The 21,291-nt window shown below is 35.0% G+C and carries 22 protein-coding genes and 1 tRNA gene; 8 read left to right on the top strand and 15 right to left on the bottom strand.

Features of this window, described 5'->3' with window-relative positions; translation table 11 throughout:
- The first annotated feature begins 105 nt into the window (after positions 1-105).
- From ACFO3O_RS07490 to ACFO3O_RS07475, 4 genes are all read left to right on the top strand, one after another.
- Positions 106-318 carry a zinc ribbon domain-containing protein gene (locus ACFO3O_RS07490; RefSeq protein ID WP_379977970.1) on the top strand — a complete coding sequence of 71 codons (213 nt, stop codon included), beginning with the start codon at positions 106-108 and terminating at the stop codon, positions 316-318.
- A 120-nt stretch (positions 319-438) separates the two neighbouring features.
- Positions 439-798, top strand: a complete 360-nt coding sequence (gene folB, locus ACFO3O_RS07485) for a dihydroneopterin aldolase (RefSeq protein ID WP_379977969.1) — start codon at positions 439-441, stop codon at positions 796-798.
- Positions 799-858: 60 nt separating this feature from the next.
- A tRNA-Cys gene (locus tag ACFO3O_RS07480) sits at positions 859-929 on the top strand.
- A gap of 128 nt (positions 930-1,057) precedes the next feature.
- Positions 1,058-1,450 carry a hypothetical protein gene (locus ACFO3O_RS07475; protein WP_379977968.1) on the top strand — a complete coding sequence of 131 codons (393 nt, stop codon included), beginning with the start codon at positions 1,058-1,060 and terminating at the stop codon, positions 1,448-1,450.
- 1 nt (position 1,451) lies between these two features.
- Here ACFO3O_RS07475 and ACFO3O_RS07470 read toward each other — a convergent pair whose 3' ends face one another.
- Together ACFO3O_RS07470 and ACFO3O_RS07465 are read right to left on the bottom strand one after the other, a co-directional pair.
- The gene (locus ACFO3O_RS07470; protein ID WP_379977967.1) at positions 1,452-2,129 is read right to left on the bottom strand and encodes a LysE family translocator; all 678 of its coding nucleotides are present in this window, start codon (positions 2,127-2,129) and stop codon (positions 1,452-1,454) included.
- Positions 2,130-2,665: 536 nt separating this feature from the next.
- Complete coding sequence (locus tag ACFO3O_RS07465; protein ID WP_379977966.1) at positions 2,666-3,340, bottom strand: head GIN domain-containing protein; 675 nt, start codon at positions 3,338-3,340, stop codon at positions 2,666-2,668.
- A gap of 510 nt (positions 3,341-3,850) precedes the next feature.
- On the opposite strand from ACFO3O_RS07465, the gene ACFO3O_RS07460 reads away from it, so the two are divergent.
- The gene (locus ACFO3O_RS07460; RefSeq protein ID WP_379977964.1) at positions 3,851-4,957 is read left to right on the top strand and encodes a hypothetical protein; all 1,107 of its coding nucleotides are present in this window, start codon (positions 3,851-3,853) and stop codon (positions 4,955-4,957) included.
- Between the two features lie 309 nt (positions 4,958-5,266).
- On the opposite strand, the gene rnr is transcribed toward ACFO3O_RS07460, so the two are convergent.
- Positions 5,267-7,495, bottom strand: a complete 2,229-nt coding sequence (gene rnr, locus ACFO3O_RS07455; RefSeq protein ID WP_379977962.1) for a ribonuclease R — start codon at positions 7,493-7,495, stop codon at positions 5,267-5,269.
- A 327-nt stretch (positions 7,496-7,822) separates the two neighbouring features.
- Positions 7,823-9,283, bottom strand: coding sequence for a T9SS type A sorting domain-containing protein (locus ACFO3O_RS07450; RefSeq protein WP_379977960.1), 1,461 nt, complete (start codon positions 9,281-9,283; stop codon positions 7,823-7,825).
- A gap of 185 nt (positions 9,284-9,468) precedes the next feature.
- On the opposite strand from ACFO3O_RS07450, the gene ACFO3O_RS07445 reads away from it, so the two are divergent.
- From ACFO3O_RS07445 to ACFO3O_RS07435, 3 genes are all read left to right on the top strand, one after another.
- Positions 9,469-9,627, top strand: a complete 159-nt coding sequence (locus tag ACFO3O_RS07445) for a hypothetical protein (protein ID WP_379977958.1) — start codon at positions 9,469-9,471, stop codon at positions 9,625-9,627.
- 834 nt (positions 9,628-10,461) lie between these two features.
- Positions 10,462-10,893, top strand: coding sequence for a ribose 5-phosphate isomerase B (gene rpiB, locus ACFO3O_RS07440; protein ID WP_379977956.1), 432 nt, complete (start codon positions 10,462-10,464; stop codon positions 10,891-10,893).
- Positions 10,894-10,926: 33 nt separating this feature from the next.
- The gene (locus ACFO3O_RS07435; RefSeq protein WP_379977955.1) at positions 10,927-11,385 is read left to right on the top strand and encodes a GNAT family N-acetyltransferase; all 459 of its coding nucleotides are present in this window, start codon (positions 10,927-10,929) and stop codon (positions 11,383-11,385) included.
- Between the two features lie 188 nt (positions 11,386-11,573).
- Here ACFO3O_RS07435 and ACFO3O_RS07430 read toward each other — a convergent pair whose 3' ends face one another.
- From ACFO3O_RS07430 to rimK, 11 genes are all read right to left on the bottom strand, one after another.
- Complete coding sequence (locus ACFO3O_RS07430) at positions 11,574-12,395, bottom strand: sterol desaturase family protein (RefSeq protein ID WP_379977954.1); 822 nt, start codon at positions 12,393-12,395, stop codon at positions 11,574-11,576.
- Complete coding sequence (locus ACFO3O_RS07425) at positions 12,396-13,241, bottom strand: OmpA family protein (protein ID WP_379978079.1); 846 nt, start codon at positions 13,239-13,241, stop codon at positions 12,396-12,398.
- Positions 13,242-13,287: 46 nt separating this feature from the next.
- Positions 13,288-14,910, bottom strand: coding sequence for a S41 family peptidase (locus ACFO3O_RS07420; RefSeq protein ID WP_379977953.1), 1,623 nt, complete (start codon positions 14,908-14,910; stop codon positions 13,288-13,290).
- Positions 14,911-15,017: 107 nt separating this feature from the next.
- Positions 15,018-15,890, bottom strand: coding sequence for a DUF4349 domain-containing protein (locus ACFO3O_RS07415; protein WP_379977952.1), 873 nt, complete (start codon positions 15,888-15,890; stop codon positions 15,018-15,020).
- On the bottom strand, positions 15,862-16,251 hold the full coding sequence (gene rnpA, locus ACFO3O_RS07410; protein ID WP_379977951.1) for a ribonuclease P protein component: 390 nt from the start codon (positions 16,249-16,251) through the stop codon (positions 15,862-15,864). The genes ACFO3O_RS07415 and rnpA overlap by 29 nt, the downstream gene beginning before the upstream one ends.
- A gap of 39 nt (positions 16,252-16,290) precedes the next feature.
- The gene (locus tag ACFO3O_RS07405; protein WP_379977950.1) at positions 16,291-16,770 is read right to left on the bottom strand and encodes a hypothetical protein; all 480 of its coding nucleotides are present in this window, start codon (positions 16,768-16,770) and stop codon (positions 16,291-16,293) included.
- Between the two features lie 168 nt (positions 16,771-16,938).
- Entirely contained in the window at positions 16,939-17,352 is a 414-nt protein-coding gene (locus tag ACFO3O_RS07400; protein ID WP_379977949.1) for a response regulator, read from the bottom strand.
- 43 nt (positions 17,353-17,395) lie between these two features.
- On the bottom strand, positions 17,396-18,538 hold the full coding sequence (locus ACFO3O_RS07395; RefSeq protein ID WP_379977947.1) for a PAS domain-containing sensor histidine kinase: 1,143 nt from the start codon (positions 18,536-18,538) through the stop codon (positions 17,396-17,398).
- Between the two features lie 263 nt (positions 18,539-18,801).
- On the bottom strand, positions 18,802-19,374 hold the full coding sequence (locus tag ACFO3O_RS07390; RefSeq protein ID WP_379977946.1) for a 5-formyltetrahydrofolate cyclo-ligase: 573 nt from the start codon (positions 19,372-19,374) through the stop codon (positions 18,802-18,804).
- The gene (locus ACFO3O_RS07385; RefSeq protein ID WP_379977945.1) at positions 19,343-20,353 is read right to left on the bottom strand and encodes a succinylglutamate desuccinylase/aspartoacylase family protein; all 1,011 of its coding nucleotides are present in this window, start codon (positions 20,351-20,353) and stop codon (positions 19,343-19,345) included. Before ACFO3O_RS07385 ends, ACFO3O_RS07390 begins: the two co-directional genes overlap by 32 nt.
- 6 nt (positions 20,354-20,359) lie before the next feature.
- On the bottom strand, positions 20,360-21,232 hold the full coding sequence (gene rimK, locus ACFO3O_RS07380) for a 30S ribosomal protein S6--L-glutamate ligase (RefSeq protein ID WP_379977944.1): 873 nt from the start codon (positions 21,230-21,232) through the stop codon (positions 20,360-20,362).
- Between the last annotated feature and the right edge of the window lie 59 nt (positions 21,233-21,291).

Here is a 21,291-nt window from a genome sequence, read left to right as displayed (position 1 = left end):
AAATGATGATATAAAACTCCTTCCATACGCAGGTATCTCTCCTAAAGTAAACCATTGGCTGTAACAATACCCTTATATCTAGTACTAATACATAAAATATCCATCATGAAACATTTAAATTACAGTTGTCCTAAATGCAACCACCGAGAATACAGTGTCGGGCAAATGAGAGCTACAGGAGGAACATTATCTAAAATATTTGATATACAAACCGAAAAATATACCTCTGTCACCTGTCAAAAGTGTACCTATACAGAATTCTACAAAGCAAAAACGAGTGCGATAAGTAATATATTTGACTTGTTTGCTGGTGGGTAATTTAAAGGGTTTTATAGTAACTTTGTTTTCAATTAAAAAAGATTCTCTCTGAAGTTTATGCTGAGCATAATCAAAGGGAGAGAAATAAAAGAAGGTTCCCACCTTTGTGGGAAAGAAATTATGGGTAAAATTAGAGTTAGTAATATTAGAGTATATGCCTATCATGGATGTCTCATTGAAGAAAAAAAAATAGGGTCTGATTATCGTGTAGATGTCGAAGTAGAGGCCGATTTATCAAAGAGTGCACAAACAGATCAGCTAGGAGATACGGTAGATTATGTATTACTCAATCATATTGTCAAAGAAGAAATGTCCATGTCTTCCCATCTGCTAGAAACTGTTTGTGAACGTATTTTACAGCGATTTATAGATCAGGAACCTTTAATACAACATGCCACCGTAATGGTTTCTAAATTAAATCCGCCGATTGGGGGTGATGTCGAAATGGTCACTGTAGAACGAAGCAAAAGCAGAGAATAGATTGTCATTTTTTATTCTGTACTCTTAAAAAAAATATTACATTTGCAATCACCTTAAAAAGGTATCGTGGCCGAGTGGCTAGGCAGTGGTCTGCAACACCATCTACAGCGGTTCGAATCCGCTCGATACCTCAACAAAAAGCAACTTCATGATGAAGTTGCTTTTTTTGCTTATTATATTTCACGAAAGTGTTAAAAGAAAATATCCCTGCGCAACCTTTTTAACATACGTACATCTTCTTTGTAAACTATACCTAATTATGAACAAATATGTACTCTTCTTGTTTGCTACTTTTTCTCTTTTTTACGGGTGTTCGTTACCTGATGATGATGTCGAAGGAAATCAAGAAGAAGATTTAGCGCTACTTCAAGATCTGTTTGAAGAATTTGCGACCATGACAAATCATCCATGTACAGATGCTGAAGAATGGGAGTTTGTAGCGTATGGCTCTAAAGCCTGTGGTGGACCTCAAGGATATATTGCCTATCCTACTACCATTGATGTCGAAATTTTTTTGACACTAGTTGAAAATTATACTACCGAAGAAGCTATTTACAATTCAAATTATGGCATTGTTTCTACCTGTGAGATTCCTGCAGAACCCGTAGATGTGATCTGTGAAAACGAGGAAGCAGTGCTTGTTTATGAATAATTTATTGCCGATCTCGTATATTTTCTAAGCCCTTTTTGATATCCATTTGGTCTTTTGGTAAAAAGCCTTTTACTGTCAGAACGAGTCCACAAATAATGAGAATAAGACCTAGCATTTTTTTAACTTTAAAGATACGCCTGGGTGTGAGGAATCTTTTTAATTGTTTGGCGAGTACAATCTTTCCTAAATCGACCACAAAATAAGTAGAGAGCATAATTCCTAGAAAGGTAAACAGTCGCACGGGATTGTTATCTACCGTAGGTCCTACCACAATGATAACACCTAGCCAAATAACCAACACACCAATATTTATAAAGTTGAGTAAAAACCCTTTTATGTAGAGTTGTAAATTTCCATGTTTACTACTTTTTACTCTAGAAGGGTCTAGCATGTCTCGTGTAGGCTTTTTTAAATACATCATCAAACCGTATACAATGAGTATAACACCTCCAAAAACATACAATCCTGGGGCATTACTGAGGTTTTCTAATAGTTGATAACTACTCAAATAGGCGATACCTATAAAGATAATATCGGCTGTAAAAACGCCAAGATTAAACGTAATAGCAGCTCTAAACCCTTTGGTAGCCGCCGTTTCAAGGAGCACAAAAAATACCGGGCCTATCATAAAAGCCAATACAAGACCAGCGGTAAGTGCAGCAGGAAAATCTTGAAACATAGTGGTACATCCTTTTACACAAAGTTAGGGAATGCGTATCAACCTCCAAAGAACTCTTTGTTTTATCCTCTTATAGAGTGCTATGCGATTTCGTACTTCGACTAGCTCAGTATAAACTTCTACCTCGTTGCACTCTTGAAAACGTAACAAGGAGCACAAAACAATAGTACAGAAAAACTCTTCCTTTCAGCGAAAAATAGTTGAGAAGTTGAGGAGTCTATGTGTTTAAAGGTTTTAAAAATATACACGTAAACCTATTTTAAAAAGCTAATATAAAATTCTATCTCGTTTTATACGCTTTCGCGAAAGCGTATACGTACGTATGCTATTTACTTATTGAATTTACGGTAATAATAAGATACTACTTTCCAAGACAAACCTGAGAACCTAAAATCAACCTAAGGATTTGTGTGTTAAACCACAAATCCCGCTTTTTCAGCGGGATTATTTCTGTCTGTTCGAGCGCAGTCGAGTACTACATTAAAATATTACGTTGTCTTAGAGTTCTCAACTGCACTTGAAGTGACAGTTTTCATTTACATCACTGTAATACGTCCTCCAAAGGTTCTTTTACGTTTGACTTCTGAAGGTTTTCCGTAAATATCTACATCTCCACCAGCACGTATCGTAACATCTGCTTTTTTTGAAGCGTATACTTCTACTTCTCCCCCAGCCTGGACAAATACTTTAGTTTCTTCGGTTTCAAAATCGCTGCCTTCATAAATACCACCTGTATTCACCGTCACGTCTTGTGTAGTTGCGATTCCTGAAACTTCGATAATACCACCTGTCACAGCACGCATATTGGCATTTCTTACCTTAAGACCTACTTTGATCCGAGCGCCTTCTTGCATTTTGATTTCGATTTCATCTTGCTCAATCAGCTCATTAGAAGTAATTTCTGCCCCTTCATTACCATCAATCACTTTTAGGTTGTTGTAATAAACGTTAACAAAGGTGTTGTTTCCATCAAATATTAAGTCAAATTCCATACGGATTTTTAATTTTCCGTCTTTGTTAATGACTTCTACTTGACTAGCATCAGCTCCAGAAATCACAACTTTATTCTCATCTGATTTCACGAGGTTAACAACAATACGGTCATATACTTTTACTTCTGTAAAATCACCCATGTTTTTGGTAATGGGGTCTTGTGCAAATGTAATGGCTGAAATACTCACAGCGATTACGGTCATTATAAACTTCTTCATTTTTCTCTTGTTTGGTATAGAGACCAAAAGGATATGAAAGTGTTACAGTTTTTAAAAAAAGAGTTGGACTTGCTGGGGTTTCGGTACAATTTTCACTTAACGCGAAAATCAGGCAACCGTCTTTGATTCTTCTTTAATACTAAACCTTGCCAAACGGTGACTGAGTGATTTCGAAGCATGAGAAATTGTATCAAAGTCACTGATGATGATTACATTAATAAAGTGTATAATGTAGGATACAAAAGGTCGAAGTCTAGTCATCTCGACATTAGGAGAAATCGCACACCAAGCTAAGAGGTTTTTTACTATTCTCATTTTAGTATGAACGTATGTACATAGCTATAAAATAGAGTAGTGTTCTATTTTAGAGTAGTACTCTATTTTTAAACCGTCTTTTGTGTTAGAAATGATCTTTGATGACTTGTGTGTGTTTTCACAGGGAATTTTATATGCCATCATGGGTGCTACCTCCTTTTTTGTATCTTCCAAAATTCATCTATATCTTTTTTTATGCGTACCATCATCTATACTTTTTGCTTTTTATTCCTTCCCTTTACCATTCTTGCACAAGAAGATACTGCTTCACAAGAAGAAGATCTTCCGGAGATCTATTTTATGAAAGCACCTGAGGGGCAATTGTATATCAATAATGAGATTTTTTATACCATGATGCTTCCCGGTGAAGACCTTCAGTATATGGATAATGGTTCTATAAAAATCAATGATTATATCATCAATATTATTAACGCAGATTATGATACAGCTGCGTACCACAATGGGAAAGGGATTGAAGAAGAAAAAGCCGTGTTAACTCCTTTTAAAACAGCCGAAGTAGACAATATGAAAAAAGCGTTGGAAGAAGAGGTTGTCTCTTCTGAGGAGTTTTTTACAAATGAAGACGGAAAGCTATTTTATCTGTTTAATTATGAAATTCCTACCTCCAAAGTCAATACCAACGAAGACTACTTAGTTAAAATTTATATCCTTTGTTTCATCACCAATGACAAGGTGTCTACCACAAGTTTTCCTTTGTTTTCATCAGAAAATGAGGAAGATAAACTTACCTATATCAAAAAGGTAGCTGAAAGTGTGGACATCTATCCAGCAGCCATCTCCATGCCTTTTCTAAAGCAACGGGTTACACATACCTCTGAAGACCCTATTTCTGTAGATTTTGAAAGTGCGAATTTTACATTTACTGTTCCTGACTATCTCAATGTGATAACATCTCAAAGGGAAACTCAATGGTATGCTAGCTTTCCTGATGTAGCTAATATCAAGAATGCGGTAGTGATCAATATTACTAAAAAAGAAAATTATGACTCTTTTGAAGCTTTTAATGACGAGGTAATGCCTAGAGGTAAAATAGGCGACTCCGACGGACGATCTACGCTCTTATTAAAGGAAAAACTTCCGAATGTGGGTGCAATCAATGGAGAAAGTTACAGAACGCAATATATGCTCACTAATATGCGTATGTATCACTCTAAAAAGGTCTCTTTTGAAACCAAAAATTACTACGGGATTATTTTATTTAATGCCACCACCGAAACCTATGTTGACAATATAGATCGTTTTGATGCTTTCCTAGAAGGCTTTGAAATTACCAAAGAATAGCCTGTTTCAATATACTTTCATACGTTAATAGGGTCAGTGTAAAGTAATGAAATTTCCTGCTTCGTAGGCTCGTATAAAATAATGAGATTCCCTCCTTCGAGGGAATTTTAATGTCGTTTTCCTTTCCAAGTACCGCCATATGTATAGCCTAGGGTTGTACGGTGGGTAGTACAACAAGATTCACATACAAAAACCCACGCTTTAGATTCGGCAATTCGGACGCGATACGCTACAGAAATTTCTGTATGACAACTATGACAAATTTTGGTTTTCAAAAAATATAAGGTTCCCTCCTTCGAGGGAATGAATTTACTCCTTCACACCTATCAAATGGAAATCAAGGTGTTTTCGAACTAAATCAGCTTCTTTTACTTTTACAATGACCTCATCTCCTAGTGTGATTTGCTGTTTGGTACGTTGTCCAATAATCGAATAACTTTCTTGATCAAATTCATAATGATCGCCTTTGATATCGCGTAAGCGTACCATCCCTTCACATTTATTAGAAATGATCTCTACATAGATTCCCCACTCAGTCACACCAGAAATCACGCCTAAGAATTCTTCGTCTTTGTGATCTTGCATAAACTTGACTTGCATGTATTTGATGCTGTCGCGTTCTGAGCTGGTGGCCAGCTGTTCTCTTGCACTGGAATGTTTACATTTCTCTTCGTATTCTTCTTCACTTGCCGACTTACCACCATCTAAATAGTGTTGGAGTAACCGATGTACCATGACATCAGGATAGCGACGAATAGGCGATGTAAAGTGCGAATAATAATCAAAAGCGAGACCGTAATGTCCTATGTTTTCTGTAGAGTATACTGCTTTTGACATTGTCCGAATCGCAAGCGTATCTACTAAGTTTTGTTCTTTCTTTCCTTGAACGTCTGCTAACAGCCTATTCATTGAATTGGTCGTGCTTTTACGATCTTTTAGGTCTAGTTTATATCCAAACTTACCTATGACTTTTTCTAAAGCAGCTAGTTTCTCATCATTTGGCTCATCGTGAATACGATATACAAACGTATGTTTTGGTGTTTTTTTACCTATAAATTCAGATACTTTACGATTAGCAAGTAACATAAACTCTTCAATCAGTTTATTAGCATCTTTAGACGTTTTAAAGAATACACCTGTTGGATTGGCATCTTCATCAAGATCAAATTTTACTTCTACTTTATCAAAAGAGATCGCACCATCTTTCATACGCTGTCTACGCATGATTTTAGCCAATCTATCTAATTCCAGAGTCGCCTCAACAAGTGTATCGTCTACTTGATATGTCTTTCCGGTTAAGGATACTTCGGCGGGAATGCTATTGTTGTATAATTTGTTCTCGACTGCGCTCGAACTGACATTTTGTTCAATAATGGCTTGTGCTTCTTCATAAGCAAAACGAGCATCACTATATGTTACTGTACGTCCGAACCATTGGTTATGTATTTTCGCGGAAGCGGGATCCATTTCAAACACCGCAGAAAAGGTATATTTCTCTTCATGGGGTCTCAAGGAACATGCGCCATTACTCAATATTTCAGGAAGCATTGGCACTACTCTATCGACCAAATATACAGAGGTTGCCCGCTCATAGGCTTCATCATCTAGAATCGTTCCCGGTACCAAATAGTGACTTACATCTGCGATGTGAATTCCTATTTCGTAGTTTCCATTATCTAATTTTTTAAAGCTCAAGGCATCATCAAAATCTTTGGCATCCTTTGGATCTATCGTAAAGGTGAGGGTATCACGCATATCACGACGCTTAGCAATCTCTTCTTTTTTTATAGACGTATCTATCTTGTTTGCATAGTTTTCTACTTCTTCTGGGAACTCATACGGGAGTCCGTATTGTGCTAAAATAGAGTGTATTTCTGTATTGTGTTCGCCTGGTTTTCCAAGAACTTTGGTCACTTTTCCAAACGGAGAGTCGGCTTTTTCTGGCCAATCTTCTAGTTTGACGACTACTTTATCGCCATGCGCTGCTTTTCCTATTTTATTAAGTGGTACAAAAACATCTGTGTACATTTTATTCCCTTCTGAGGTATGTACAAAAGCAAATTTTTTCTGAATCTCAATCACACCGACAAACTCATCGGTTTTACGTTGTAAAATCTTTACGATTTCACCTTCGTGTTTCTTATTACGACGTTGTCTGTATACATATACTTCAACTTCGTCTCCGTTTAATGCTTTGTTTAAGTGATGTGGCGGGACATAAATATCCTGTTCCATATCAGGTACTACAACATAACCACCACCTTTACCAGACACATCTAAGATGCCTGTATGATAGTTTCGGTTAGGGATGAGTTGGTACTTACCACGTTCAGGTTCTATAATCTGATCTTTAGCTTTCAATTGAGCTAATTTTTTAATCACCATATTACGACTACTCGTATCATTTACGTCCAGTTTTGCGCAAATTTGTTTGTAGTTAAATGTTTTGTGGTGGTCTTCTTTAAGGATCTTCATGATCCTTTCTGTGAGGTTATTGATGGTTGCAGAACTGTTGCGTCTGCGTTTTTTTCTAGTCATTTAAAATTGTAATCATATTGTATTTCTATTATGTAATAGAAATGTATTTATTTTTTGCTTAATGAAAGTATTAATGATGCACTTGAAGATACTCGTGTGCGTGATGTGAAGTCTGTCAAAAAAGTATGAATTCATAGATACTAAATTCATTAAGATTACTGCAAAGCTACGCTTTAAATATTAAATGGATGATTTAAAGTGTTATTTTAAGAATAAGAGAAGGTTTTTAAAAGTTTATAAAAGAGAAAAATGCAGCTGTTTTAGCTACGTTTTTGATTTTTTAGAGAATGTATACACTTTCGTACTTAGACTGAATTTTTATAGTTTTTACTCTATGATCAACCGTTTAGAAAAAGTACCTTCTTGGGTACGAATTTGAATGATATAGATGCCTTTTGGAAATTGAGAGGTATTGATGTTTGTTTCTTTAGTGGTATACACACGTTGTCCTAAACTGTTGTAGATACTAATCTCTTGAATGGTAATTTCTTGTTCTTGAGGTAAAGCAACTGTTACTTGAAAAGGTGCTGGATTTGGAAATAAAGAAAAGCGAGATGTAGTCAATTCTTTTACAGATAATAAAAAAGCGCTTGTAAGGTCGTATATACGTACTTGACCTTTGTTATTATTACTTAAGTTAGAGCCTATAGCGACCGTATTTCCATCTGCAGAGAGACTTACACTAACACCAAATTGATCTCCAGGCATCGAACCATTAATATCATCTCCTATTTGTCTCCAAACAGCATTTTCATTTTGAAAAACACGAACTTGACCTGCACCCAAGCCATTATCATTACTAAATCGTGCTCCTATAGCAATGACAGATCCATCATCAGAAAGACTTAATCCTCTACCAAATTGATCACCATCCATTTTACCATTTATGGTTTCTCCTATTTGAGCCCAAGATTCATTTTCTTGGTCTTCGTAAACATTTACTAAACCAATACGTTCATTATCAGAATTAATAAACATAGAGGATACGGCGATTACTTTCCCATCTCCAGAGAGACTAATTTCTCTAGCAAATTGATCACCATCCATTTGATTATTAATATCCTGTCCTATTTGAGCCCAAGATTCTCCTTGATTTTTAAAAACACGTACATTACCAGATAAAATACCGTTGCCAGGATCAAAAGAAGTACCAACAGCAATCACATTACCATTATTGGAAAGGCTAACCATAGTTCCTAAAACATTAACACCTAATGTATTGTTAATAGTATTACCTACTCTTTCCCAAATACCTCCTTGATTTCTATAGACACATGCTTGACCAGAAACTGGAGAATTTACATTTGCAGTATTTGTACCAATGGCTACAACACGTCCATCACAAGAGAGACTTACACTTCTTCCAAAAAAGAATTGTGGTTGAATACCATCTATATCTTCACCAATTTGAGACCAAACCCCACCATGGTTTTCATAGATTCGTACATGGCCTATATTGTTGTTATTACTAGCACCGATGGCTATAATACTTCCATCACAAGAAAGACTTACACTAATACCTGAAAGGTCTCCTATAGCTTCACCGTCAATATCTTGACCTATTTGAGACCAGTTACCGTTTATATTTTCATAAACTCTTACGTGACCTGCGTTATTACCATTACCATCATTATCAAAAGCACCGATAGCTACTATATTTCCGTCTGAAGAAAGACTAATATTGGTTCCAGAAAAATCCCCAACAGCTTCTCCATCAATAGTCTGTCCTATCTGGATTTGTCCAAAGGTTACAAAAGGAATTAGAATAAAAAGTAATGGAAATTTCATCTTACCATTATGTTTCTGTAAAGAAAAGGAATATTTACTATTAATAAAAAATTGTTTAATAAAAAATATATTTAACAATTAAATAAATATAATAAATTAAACAAAAAGGGTATTATTCTTAAAAAAATCTTAAATTTAGTGTAACACTTTATAAAAAGTAACGTCTCTATAAAAGAGACTTTGTTATGGCTTCACTAAAAAAACTAAACAAAACGACGTTCCTTTTTATCTTAATATTCATATTAGGACTCTTTGTCATTGGATTATATATCAATAATTCTTTTAATGAAAACGGTAATCATACATCTGCACCTTCTTCTAAAGTAGAAACCATAGCTAGTTAAAAAAACTCATTTTTTTTAATAATCGTAAAAAAGTAGACTCCATAGTTAAAGACGTATTATTTTAACTTTCTTAAGTGAAGTACCTTGGAACAAGCTTACAAGGTATTTAAAGGATAAACTATTTAATTTTCAGGCAAGCCTAGGAGCGTTTAAATCTCGATAATCGAGTAAAATGAGTGTCAACATCCTATTTTAATTTTCCTAGTTAGCAATTTTTTCAAAACAACGTTTTACTCAAAAAAACAGTTATAAACATAGTATATAATTATATTTCTTTTTTCTTTAATAAATTTAAAAATAATGATGATTATAATAGGGTGTGAATAGCGGTATAACTTTTTAATCATTTTTTTTGATTTATCACTTACTATGAGTTATTCACTATTTATGAGATATGTAAAATATGGTAAATCCTTAAAAATAGCTATTTTATAAATAGCTATTCACAATTGTTGAAAACCTCAATTGACAGCTTTTTGATGACAACTCTTTCTGTTAGTTATTAAATATGGTGTTTAAAATAGAAGGATATAATTGATAAAAAGTAATCAAATAAAAACTTGTGAGATTCGTATAGAGCCTGTATTGTAAAAAAACAGGTAGTATCCTATTTGAGTTATCATTAAATTTTAAAAGTTATTGACAATAGCTATTCACAGTTTGTAAACAGACAATAGGTATGTCAGATAAAAAAGGATCATTGTTTATTAAAAATGTATACGCTTTCATAGTTCCACAGGCTCAGTATAAACTTCTTCGTTATAAATTCCTTGAAAGCATACCCTTCAAACCTTATAGTTTATATAAATTTGCAAAAACAAACATAAAACACTCATGAAAATTGCTATTGGAAATGATCACGCAGGTCCAGATTATAAACATACCATTGTTGCTTACTTAGAAAGTCAAGGTCATGAAGTGACAAATTATGGAACAGATACGACAGATAGCGTAGATTATCCAGATTTTGGACATCTAGTAGCAAAAGACGTAGAAAACGGTGTTGTAGATTTTGGAATTGTTATCTGTGGAAGTGGCAATGGGATTGCTATGAGTGTTAACAAACACAAAAACGTACGCGCAGCTCTTTGCTGGATGAAGGAAATAGCAGCCTTAGCAAGACAACACAACGATGCTAATGTCATTAGTATTCCTGCTAGATATACCTCAGAAAATCAAGCGTTAGATATGGTAAAAACATTTTTAACCACAGATTTTGAGGGAGGCCGTCATCAACGTCGCGTAGATAAAATATCTCATTGTTAATTTTCTAATTTCCCGCTTCGCGGATTTGATGGTATGCAAACCAAGCCACTTCATTTCAAGGTAAAACCTTATGAGAAGCTCACAAGAGATGAATTATATGAACTACTTCAATTACGCGCTGAAGTTTTTGTGGTAGAGCAAGATTGTGTGTATCAAGATGTAGATGGTAAAGATGATTTAGCGTTGCATGTATTAGGATATAAAGACAACGTCCTTGTGGCGTATACACGTATTTTTCCTCCTGGTAGTTATTTTGAATATGCCAGTATTGGTAGGGTAGTGGTGCGTGCATCAGAGCGGCAACATAAGTATGGATATGATCTAATGAACGTATCTATAGAAGCTGTAGAAACAGCTTATAAAACCACAACAATTAAAATTTCTGCCCAAACATATCTGAAATCATTTTACAATCGTCTTGGATTTAAAGAAGTAGGCGAGGGGTATCTAGAAGATGGCATTCCTCATATTGGGATGATACGAACAGCCTAAAGTTTCTTTATTGGTGAAACATCATTTTTAAAAGTTGTGAAGTAATATATTTAGCATGGCTAGTTAAATAAATCTTGTTTTAGTGGAATCGATAGCTTGTCTCAATTTTAGATTCAAGTCAAAAATCTAAAAGCTTGCGAAGCAAGCAAAAACAATCCGTTGAATGCATTACGGGTTTACCCTGAGTATTATTTATTTTTATAGTTCACACGCTTATCAAAAGGGAGTGTTAGTTGATATTTTAGTGCATCTGTTTGTGTCTCATCTATAATATCCAAACCAAACTGTATTTTACTAGGATCATCATATAAAAAGGTACCGAATAATCGATCCCAAATAGAAAGGATATTACCAAAATTGGTATCGGTCCATGGTAATTCTCTATGATGATGAAAACGATGCATTCCTGGGGTAACAATGATATAACTTAATACTCTATCTAACTTTTCTGGAACAGCAAAACTCGTATGTGTCCAATAAGTAAAAAAGATAGTAATAATCCGATATAAAAGATAAAAAGAAATAGGCATTCCTGTAATTAAAACGGCAAAGAGTGCTGCTAGTTCCCGCATAATAAAGTCCATAGGATGATGTCTCGTACCTGAAGTGACATCCAAGTGTGTATCGCTATGATGTACGGTATGTAAATGCCATAACCATTTATTCTTGTGTAAAAAATAATGTACTCCGTATTGCGCTACAAGATCTAGTACCAATAAGGAAATACCAAGCTCTACCCATACAGGCGCTTCAAACCAATGAAGTATTCCAAATTGCGCTTCTTGTCCCCATAAAAAAATACCTGCAGTAGCGATTCCAAACACGGTATTAATGATCATCGTAAAGGAGAGAAGCGTGAGGTTAGTCTTTGCATGTTTCCATTTCTTATACGTAGCTTTTCGGAAAGGGTAGTGTCCTTCTAAAACCCAAAATAACGTAATCACAGCAACGAGCCAGATGAGTTTTTGCCAGATAGGCATGGTTTCAAAAAAGAGAAGGAAAGCATCCATTTACTTTTTCTTTTTCTTAGGTTTCTTTACATAGGTTACATAAATCTCAACACGTCTATCTAATTTTGTGTCGCCGCCTAAGGGATATTTACTCCCAAAGCCTTCATAACGCATCCGTTTTTTAGAGATTCCATTTTTGGCTAAATAGTCGTATACAAATTTTGCACGAGAGACAGAAAGATTACGTTTTCCAGTTTTTAAATCAATAGCATCTCTCCCTCTTCCTACACAACATACATGTCCTTGGATTTTAAAAATGATATTTTCATTTTCTTTTAGGTATTTCACCAAATCTCGTAAACTCTTATACGAGCTCCCTTTGATGTAACTGTAATTAATTTTAAAAAGAATATTATCAAGTAAAATACGATCCCCTTTAACGATACTATCAGTAAAAGATTTATACCGCTTCTCTTTGACAGCTGTCGTAATTTCTTTTTCTTCAGCTTCTTCTTCTTGACTTATAACGCGAGGTGGATCTTCTTTTAAAGACACAATAATTTCAACTTTACGATTGAGTTTACGTTGTATCTCATTGGTAATATCGTCTAGTCGAGTAAGTAGTAATTCGCCTTTTCCGTCAGAATTTTTGATAATGGAATCGGATATTCCTTTTGCCGAAAAAACGGCTTTAATCGCATCTGCACGTTGTTGAGAAAGTTTTTTATTATACGCATCACTTCCTCGATCATCACAATATCCATAAATAGAGATGTCTTCTATTCTATCTTTAGGTAAGCTTGTGATAAAACGGTTGAGTTTAGCAATTTCAGCAGGTGTTATATCATATTGATCTGTGTCAAAAAAAGTTTCATGTGATCGATCTACTTGCGCTATAGCGATCACAGAAAACAATAGAAAGATACTATGTATATAAAACTTTTTAATAAGCTTATTTTAAAGTGTTTTGGTAACGATTTATATCATTAAGAAGGCTAACAGCTTCTGCAATTTCTTTGTTGTTTGCTATTTGATATTCATACAATCCATCACGATAGAAATAACGTTTTACAATTTCATCAACTAGTAGATTTTGGATTTCTTCTTGGCGATCGTCTAGTTCTTTATTTTTTGCATCTTCGATGGTTTTTTGAAGCTGACTATACGCAGAGGAGACGTCTTTTTTCAATCCCTCTTTTTCGGCTTGTTCTAACGCTTTCGCGAAAGCGATCTCCGTCTCCGTTTCAAAGGTAAAATTTGTCTTTTTTAAGAACTTTTTAAAATCCTCATAATCGGCATCATTAAAACGGAACTCCTCCAAGTTTGCATACTGATGGTTGTAATAATACTCCGTAGCATATTCAAAAATAGCGTTGTCTTTATTAAGCGCTTTTGTGATCGGGCTCATTTTTGCAGAGGAGATTTCTATGTCTGGAAACACGCCCCCTCCGTCAAATACTTTACGGCCATTTTTGGTTTTAAACTCCTTATAATCTTGAGAGGCTGTACGCACCGCATTTCCTTTTTCATCTCTATTCCAATAATCTAATGCTTGGATGCAACGACCGCTCGGGGTAAAATAACGAGAAATCGTAACTTTAAGTTGTGTACCATAGGTAAGAGGTTTAGGACGTTGTACAAGACCTTTTCCAAAACTACGAGCGCCTATCACAACCGCTCGGTCATAATCTTGTAAACCTCCAGAAACGATTTCACTAGCAGAGGCACTAGTTCCGTTAATTAATACCACTAGCGGAATCTCGGTATCTACAGGCTCTTCTTGTGTTTTATAGGTTTTATTATACTTTTTTACGACAGATTTGGTCGTCGTAATCACTTCTCCTTTGGGTAAAAATAAATTACAAATACGGATCGCTTCTATTAATAAACCACCACCATTTCCTCGAAGATCAAGGATAATATTATCAGCACCATCATTTTTAAGACTAATAAGCGCTTCCTTTACTTGTGCAGACGCCTTTTTATTGAATTTAGTCAAGACAATATAGCCTGTATTACCATTGATCAATTTGTAAAAAGGAACGGCATCTACATCAACTTCAGCTCTTTTTATGGTGGTTTGTGCTGTTTTACCTTGTCTTAGGTAGGTAATATTAATATCACTGCCTGGGGCTCCTTTAAGTAAATCACCAGCATCACCCTCAAAGTCAGTTACTGAGATATCTCCTATTTTTATAATTTGATCTCCAGCCTTGAGCCCTGCTTTGTCGGCAGGATAACCTTTACGAGGCTCAATAATTGTCATCACTTTGTCTTTGGTACGTACCGTAGATCCAATACCAGAGTACTCCCCACTTCTATTAATCTTGGCATCTTCTACTTCTTGCTCGGTCCAGTATTTTGTGTACGGATCCAAATCTTCCAGCATTCCTTCTATGGCAGCATCCATGAGTTCTGCAGGGTTGGTCTCGTCTACATAATTCATATTGAGCTCTTTAAAAAGCGTGGTAAAAATTTCAATTTGCTTTGCAATCTCAAAGAAGTCGCTTTTAAAACTTACGGTCGTAAAGAGGATCACAACAGCAATAACGGAAATACTAATTTTCTTTTTCATAGGTTCATTCTATCTTCTATATGACAAGGGATACTTACATCCTATATACATGTATAAGTAAAACCCAGCATTGGTATTTATATTGTTTACGCTTTCGCGAAAGCGTACTATTTCTTCTTTCTTTTCTTTATCCAACGACGAATCATAAAAACACCAAAGACTACTAAGATAATAAAAGGCCAGATGTGTAGCAACCCAAGGAAAAAATCGGAGATGTTACTCCAGCCATTTTTAAAGGCGTTCATCAGTTTACGGCCATAAGATACAGTAACAGCACGCTCTGTAGTTGTTTCATAAAAGTAAATAGAAATGGTGCTTTCTGAAACCTGGCTTTGCAAATACTGTAATCGTCCTTCTCGTGCTTCAATTTCTTCTCGTATTTTGGAGAGTTCGCGTTCTATCTCTAGCATTTCCTTTACATTCTTAGCTTTAGAAAGGAGTTCTAAATAACGCGCTTCCAGAGTACGTTTTGCTTTAAGACGCGCGTTGAGGTCTACAAATTCTTCGGTAACATCACGTTGTGAAATGGTTTTTTCTTCAAAATAAGAAACCCCATCTGAGATGGCTGCTATGACCGTATCAAAATTTTCTGAAGGGACTCTTACGGTGAGGTTGTGGTATTGAGAATCGTAGTTTTTACCCGTATTATCACGCTGTACATAGCCATTTGCTTTTTGTATAGCCGCTAGTATTTTTTGATGTGTTTTTTCAAGTTCTTGGGTTTCAAAACGGAGATTTCCGGTTTTAATGATTTTTTGAGAAGTCGTTTGGGTAGTCGGGGCTGCTTGTGCGTCTCCTAAAGAATCGTAGTTATCTTCAGCTTCAAAGGATGTTGTAAATCCAAAAGATGTTGGGCTATTGGCATTATAGACGTAATCTCCATCTGCGTTTTTAGGTTCCCAATTTGACGTATCAGAGCCTTGATTATCACAAGAAAAAAGGAATAAAAAACTAAGGGTGAGTAATAGTAATCGCATCATTAAATCGTTTTAAGAGTTTGACCATGGAGCGCTCCAGCTCTTGATAAGTAATCACACCACGGCCTGTATAGATAATCAGTATAGCAAATGTCGTGCCTTTTGTATCTATCATATGTTTATGCGTTCGATAGGCTTCTCGCATCAATCGCTTTATACGATTACGAGTAACTGCTAACTTGTGGTTGCGTTTGGAGACAGAGACGCCGGCTTGTAGGGTAATTTCTGGATAGGGGAGTACCGTTTCTATAAAAACCATACGCAACGGAAACGCTTTTACAGAATTCCCTTCTATGAAAAGAGCATCAATAAGCTTTTTGGACTTGAGTTTTTCTTTAGTTGGAAATGTGTGCTCTTGTATCATTTCAATAGCGTAAGTATAAATATTTTTTATAGCGTCTTATTATCTTGGAAATTCTAAGGTATTGTCAAGCGTAAGATATAGCTTGTAGTATTTTATAATACCGTCTTGTGTATAAGAAACCACCGCTTCATTTCCTGTTAGTTCAAAAAGGGTTTGAATATTTTCTGGAGAAGGCACTTCTTTTACTTTTTGTTCTTCTCCATAAACAGGCATTAGTATTTCTTTATTTTGACCATTATCAATAAAACCAGAATATAAACCAGCTCCGTTTCCTACAAGTGATGTGCTATATTTTTCAAAATACAGGCTATCTAGCTGTATATGCTTATCTTTTGGATCTAACTGTAAATTAACGGTATATCCTGCGCCACCCCCTTTAACACCAGCCACCCATTTTGAGTAAGTTGCTTTTTGGAACGTTAAGGTACCTTCTTTTTCAAACATAGGCTTTTTTTGGCCTCCACAGCTTATAAGAATGATGACAGAAACAATAGCAAAAGGAGAAATAAGGAGTTTCATACGTTGTATTTTTAGAATTTATAATACCCAATTTTGATGCCATAAACGAATGAGATTGAATCACCGTATAAATCTAGTTGAAATTATATAGCCTTACAAGCAATGCGGGTAGTATTAGCTTACAACAGATATGATCTAAAGAATTAGCTGTTTAAAAAACTCCTTCTATTATGCAGATTTGTCTACAAAAATTTCAGCCAATTGATCCATAGTAACAGGTTTGATTAAAAAATCTTTTACAAGCTGAATTGTTTTGGATCGTTCTATATCTGAAGGATTGATAGAAGAACTTACGATGTATAGTGTCGTGTTTTTTAATTCAGGAAAATCATATTCACTTAGATTACTTAGAAATTGCCAACCATCCATAACAGGCATATTCAAGTCTAAAAGTATGACTTGAGGGATTTTGCGTTCTTCTAATTTTTTTAATGCCCCAACAAAATAATCTAACGCTTCTTTTCCGTTTTTGAATATGAGAAGGTTTTTTACAAGATTTTTAATGTCTAGTATTTTTGTGATGAGGTTTACATACATATCGTCATCATCAATAATGCAGGCTATTTCTATTGGATATTTCATTGAAGGGGGAGGTAATGAAATTAATAAATGGGTTTGTTTGTTTTTATAATTGCACGGTAAATTTTGAGCCTTTTCCGACACGACTTTCTACAGTGATTTTACCACCTAGAGATTCTATTTGGCTTTTTGTGAGAAATAATCCTAATCCATTAGCGTCTTCATTATTATGAAAGGTCTTATACATTTGAAAAAGCTGATCACCATAACTTTCGAGGTCAATTCCTATACCGTTGTCTTTTACAACTAGGTATTTTTTATCATTTTCCTCAAAAGTAAAAATATTTATTTCTGGATCTCTATCCGGGTGTTTGTATTTAATAGCATTAGTAATAAGGTTGTGTAAGATACTTTCTAAATAAGCAGAAACATAAGGAAATTCTTCTACTTCAGAAAATTCTGTATAATACACAACTCTATTTTGAAGACTTATCTGTCTAATAGAATCTATGACTCTTTTATAGACCTGCTCTACATTTACGATTTCTTTAGCCTTATTGACATTTGTTTGAAGTGTTACAATTTCATTGAGATGTTTCAGCGTAATATCAAGGTTTGTAGCAATTTCTGAAAAATTGTTAAAAAGTTCTTTTTGATCTTGATCTAAATTCTTGGTTTCAAAAAGGGCGGTTGTAAGTTGTAAGTTACTTACGTGAGATCTTAGATTATGTGATACAATGTGTGCAAAATTATAAAGTCGTTTGTTATGACCTTCTATAATATCTAATGAAGCCTCAATTTGAAGTTCTTTTTTCTTCTCTTGATTAATACTTTGAAAAACCCCTCGTATCCCAATAACTTCTCCTTTCTCATTTTTAACTGGTTTTCCATATGCTTTTGCCCAAAATACTTCTTTGGTATAGGTAACCATTTTGATTTCTTCAGAAAAAGAATCTCCTTGTGCACAGGCGAAGAATAAATTGGTGGCTTTTTGCATGTGTTCCTCTGCATAAAACAAATACGATTGATTTAAAGTAGGAATATATGTATCTGGAACTTTTAGGATCTTTCTGGCTTGCTTGTCAAAATAACTCTTCTTGTTGACAAAGTCTACACTCCAACCACCAGCTTGAGTTAAGTTAGAAATTTCTTCATAATAGAAATTATCAATAGCAAAAGGATTCACCTTCTCTTCAAGAGCACTTTCTTTGGAGGAGCGTAAACGTTTTCTAAAAGATTTTAATTCCATAACAACAAGCTAATTAACGTTGTAATATAGCTTGTTTTTTAAAAAATATCACAGATTATCGATAAAAAAGTGTTTTTTAACGATGATTTTACGCTTTGTAAGGTAAAATTTAAAAGAAATCGATAATCAAAATAGCTTAAATAAGTCTTAAAAATATAACGTGCGTTCAATAGTGCATATTTACTCAATAATCGAGATTTAAATGCTCCGAAGCTTGTCCTATAGGTAGTTTACTTTTAAACAACGTAGTGATAGAATTCTAATTAAGCGTTGTTAAAAGTATATACACGTGTATCAGAAATACAATAGTTTAAAGGAATATCGGTGTCATCTACACCGATTTCTTCTGTTTCTGCTTCAAAAAGTGAAACCCCAACTTTTATAACTCCTTCTTTACATTTTGATAGAAATCTGTCGTAGAATCCTTTACCGTATCCTATTCTATTTCCTCTTACATCATAAGCCAGTAAAGGGATAAAAACAACCTCTATTTTTTCTGAATCAATTTCAATACCATCTTCAGGTTCAGGAATTCCATATTCATTCACAACAAACCGTGTAGCATCTGTTAGTAAATAATGCTTCATGGTATTTGTTGTAAAATCACTTTTAGAAACAAGTATATGCTTGTCTTTACCCTGAAGGATATTCAAAAGATAAGAAGTATCTACTTCTTTTTGTTTGATAATCGGTAGAAACAAGTGGTAGTATTGATAGTCCCAGATATCTAACTCCAGTGATTTATTTGCAATATCAATACTTTTTTTATCAATAATCTCCTTAGGTAAATTTGCTCGGAGTTCCTTATACTTCTTCCTCAGTCTCTTCTTTTCCATTCCCTTTTATTTTATCTACCGAAACATTAAAGATAGCATCACCTTGATACACAAGTGAAGCTTCATTTACATTGATGACGTATCCATTATCAGGAGCATTTATAGGGTATCTAAATTTTCCATAAGGATCTGTAATAGTGGCAATATGTTGTCCCTTTTTTATGAAATCGCCACACTCCACCTTAACATGCATAAGACCACTGTGATTGGGTCGAATCCATTTGGTTGCTTTAACTAAAACAGAGGGAGTATTGCTTACGGGCACTTCTATATTTGAATTCAGTATTTCTAAATAATCAAAAAACCGGATGGTTCCATGTACTCCTATTCTAGCAATCTCTTTATCACTTACTTTTGATTTGCCTCCTTCAAATAATAAAATAGGAATTCCTAACCTAGCACAGGTAGCTCGATAAGATTTTGGAATGATTTTAGAGTGTAATGTAAAGGGCGCATTAAATACTTCGGCAAACTGCTTTGTCTCTATATTGTCAGCATCTATACGAATTTGAGCAGCATTAAATCGGCTAGCACCTCCTGTATGAAAATCCAAACAGTAATCTGCAACAGGCAATATTTTTTTTACAAACTGATACGCAAACCGACTTGCTAAAGATCCTCTTGGATTTCCTGGAAATACTCGATTTAAGTCTCTTCCGTCTGGAAAAGCACGTTTCATATCTAAAAACCCAAAAATATTGAGAACAGGAATACAAATGATTGTTCCTTTTTTAGGTTTGTTGATTTTTTTTGCAATCAGTTGGCGTACAATTTCTACCCCATTAATTTCATCTCCATGTATTCCTGAAGTAATAAGTATGACAGGACCAGGCTTTTTTGAACGTTCCACAATAACAGGAATCTCTACAGTAGATGTGGTGTATAATTTTGCAAGATTAAAATTAATCGTAGCACTTTCTCCCGGAGCTACCTTTTGCCCTAACATGGTTAATATATTATCCGAATCTATAAATGCCATTTACTTTTATGTATTTCGTTCAATATAGCAAATAATCTCTTTTGCAATGTCTGTTCCGGTGGCTCTTTCTATCCCTTCTAATCCAGGAGACGAATTGACTTCTAGAATAAGCGGTCCTCGGGCACTTTGTAGCATATCAACACCCGCAACCCCAAGCCCCATAGCTTTGACTGCTTTAATGGCGACTTCTTCTTCTTCATCAGAAAGTGTAATAATTTTTGCGCTACCCCCTCTATGGAGATTTGATCTAAATTCGCCTTCTTTCGCCTGACGTTTCATCGCTCCTACAATTTTACCATCTACCACAAAAGCTCTTAGATCTGCCCCTTTTGCCTCTTTGATATATTCTTGTACAATGACTCTAGCTTCAAGTCCGTTAAAGGCTTCTATGACCGACTCGGCAGCATTTTCTGTTTCAGCTAAGACAACCCCCAATCCTTGTGTGCCTTCCAAAAGCTTAATCACCAAAGGCGCCCCTCCAACATGACGTATGGACTCCCTCACGTCTCTTGAATAATTTGTAAAAATAGTTTTTGGAAGGCCTAGTTTAGCCCTCGAAAGTACTTGTAAACAGCGCAATTTATCTCTGCTCATGACAAGAGATTCTGATGAGGTTGTACTAAAAGCACCCATCATCTGAAATTGCCTCACCACAGCCGTTCCATAATACGTAATAGAAGCCCCTATACGAGGAATAATCGCATCAGTCGTTTCAAGATGACGTCCTTTGTAGTAAACCGTCGGATTTTTTTTTTCAATAATAAGATCACATTGTAAAGGATCTACTACTTCAACACTATGCCCTTTTTGTAAACCAGCCTCTACAAGTCGTTTCGTGGAATATAGGTGCGCGTTTCTAGAAAGTATTTTTAAATTCATAAAAGAGATATTTAAAAAATGCAAAAGCAGCTTTTAGAAGACAACTTCGTACCACAATC

This window comes from Dokdonia ponticola, assembly GCF_042653865.1.
GTDB lineage: Bacteria > Bacteroidota > Bacteroidia > Flavobacteriales > Flavobacteriaceae > Dokdonia > Dokdonia ponticola.
Note: the sequence above shows the minus strand (reverse complement) of the source record. Positions and strands in the feature narration are given on the sequence as shown.

Bases quoted from the DNA above. Each gene is read 5' to 3' on its own strand.
- ACFO3O_RS07490 (WP_379977970.1), top strand. From the start codon at position 106: ATGAAACATTTAAATTACAGTTGTCCTAAATGCAACCACCGAGAATAC.
- folB (WP_379977969.1), top strand. From the start codon at position 439: ATGGGTAAAATTAGAGTTAGTAATATTAGAGTATATGCCTATCATGGA.
- ACFO3O_RS07475 (WP_379977968.1), top strand. From the start codon at position 1,058: ATGAACAAATATGTACTCTTCTTGTTTGCTACTTTTTCTCTTTTTTAC.
- ACFO3O_RS07470 (WP_379977967.1), bottom strand. From the start codon at position 2,129: ATGTTTCAAGATTTTCCTGCTGCACTTACCGCTGGTCTTGTATTGGCT.
- ACFO3O_RS07465 (WP_379977966.1), bottom strand. From the start codon at position 3,340: ATGAAGAAGTTTATAATGACCGTAATCGCTGTGAGTATTTCAGCCATT.
- ACFO3O_RS07460 (WP_379977964.1), top strand. From the start codon at position 3,851: ATGCGTACCATCATCTATACTTTTTGCTTTTTATTCCTTCCCTTTACC.
- rnr (WP_379977962.1), bottom strand. From the start codon at position 7,495: ATGACTAGAAAAAAACGCAGACGCAACAGTTCTGCAACCATCAATAAC.
- ACFO3O_RS07450 (WP_379977960.1), bottom strand. From the start codon at position 9,283: ATGAAATTTCCATTACTTTTTATTCTAATTCCTTTTGTAACCTTTGGA.
- ACFO3O_RS07445 (WP_379977958.1), top strand. From the start codon at position 9,469: ATGGCTTCACTAAAAAAACTAAACAAAACGACGTTCCTTTTTATCTTA.
- rpiB (WP_379977956.1), top strand. From the start codon at position 10,462: ATGAAAATTGCTATTGGAAATGATCACGCAGGTCCAGATTATAAACAT.
- ACFO3O_RS07435 (WP_379977955.1), top strand. From the start codon at position 10,927: ATGCAAACCAAGCCACTTCATTTCAAGGTAAAACCTTATGAGAAGCTC.
- ACFO3O_RS07430 (WP_379977954.1), bottom strand. From the start codon at position 12,395: ATGGATGCTTTCCTTCTCTTTTTTGAAACCATGCCTATCTGGCAAAAA.
- ACFO3O_RS07420 (WP_379977953.1), bottom strand. From the start codon at position 14,910: ATGAAAAAGAAAATTAGTATTTCCGTTATTGCTGTTGTGATCCTCTTT.
- ACFO3O_RS07415 (WP_379977952.1), bottom strand. From the start codon at position 15,890: ATGATGCGATTACTATTACTCACCCTTAGTTTTTTATTCCTTTTTTCT.
- rnpA (WP_379977951.1), bottom strand. From the start codon at position 16,251: ATGATACAAGAGCACACATTTCCAACTAAAGAAAAACTCAAGTCCAAA.
- ACFO3O_RS07405 (WP_379977950.1), bottom strand. From the start codon at position 16,770: ATGAAACTCCTTATTTCTCCTTTTGCTATTGTTTCTGTCATCATTCTT.
- ACFO3O_RS07400 (WP_379977949.1), bottom strand. From the start codon at position 17,352: ATGAAATATCCAATAGAAATAGCCTGCATTATTGATGATGACGATATG.
- ACFO3O_RS07395 (WP_379977947.1), bottom strand. From the start codon at position 18,538: ATGGAATTAAAATCTTTTAGAAAACGTTTACGCTCCTCCAAAGAAAGT.
- ACFO3O_RS07390 (WP_379977946.1), bottom strand. From the start codon at position 19,374: ATGGAAAAGAAGAGACTGAGGAAGAAGTATAAGGAACTCCGAGCAAAT.
- ACFO3O_RS07385 (WP_379977945.1), bottom strand. From the start codon at position 20,353: ATGGCATTTATAGATTCGGATAATATATTAACCATGTTAGGGCAAAAG.
- rimK (WP_379977944.1), bottom strand. From the start codon at position 21,232: ATGAATTTAAAAATACTTTCTAGAAACGCGCACCTATATTCCACGAAA.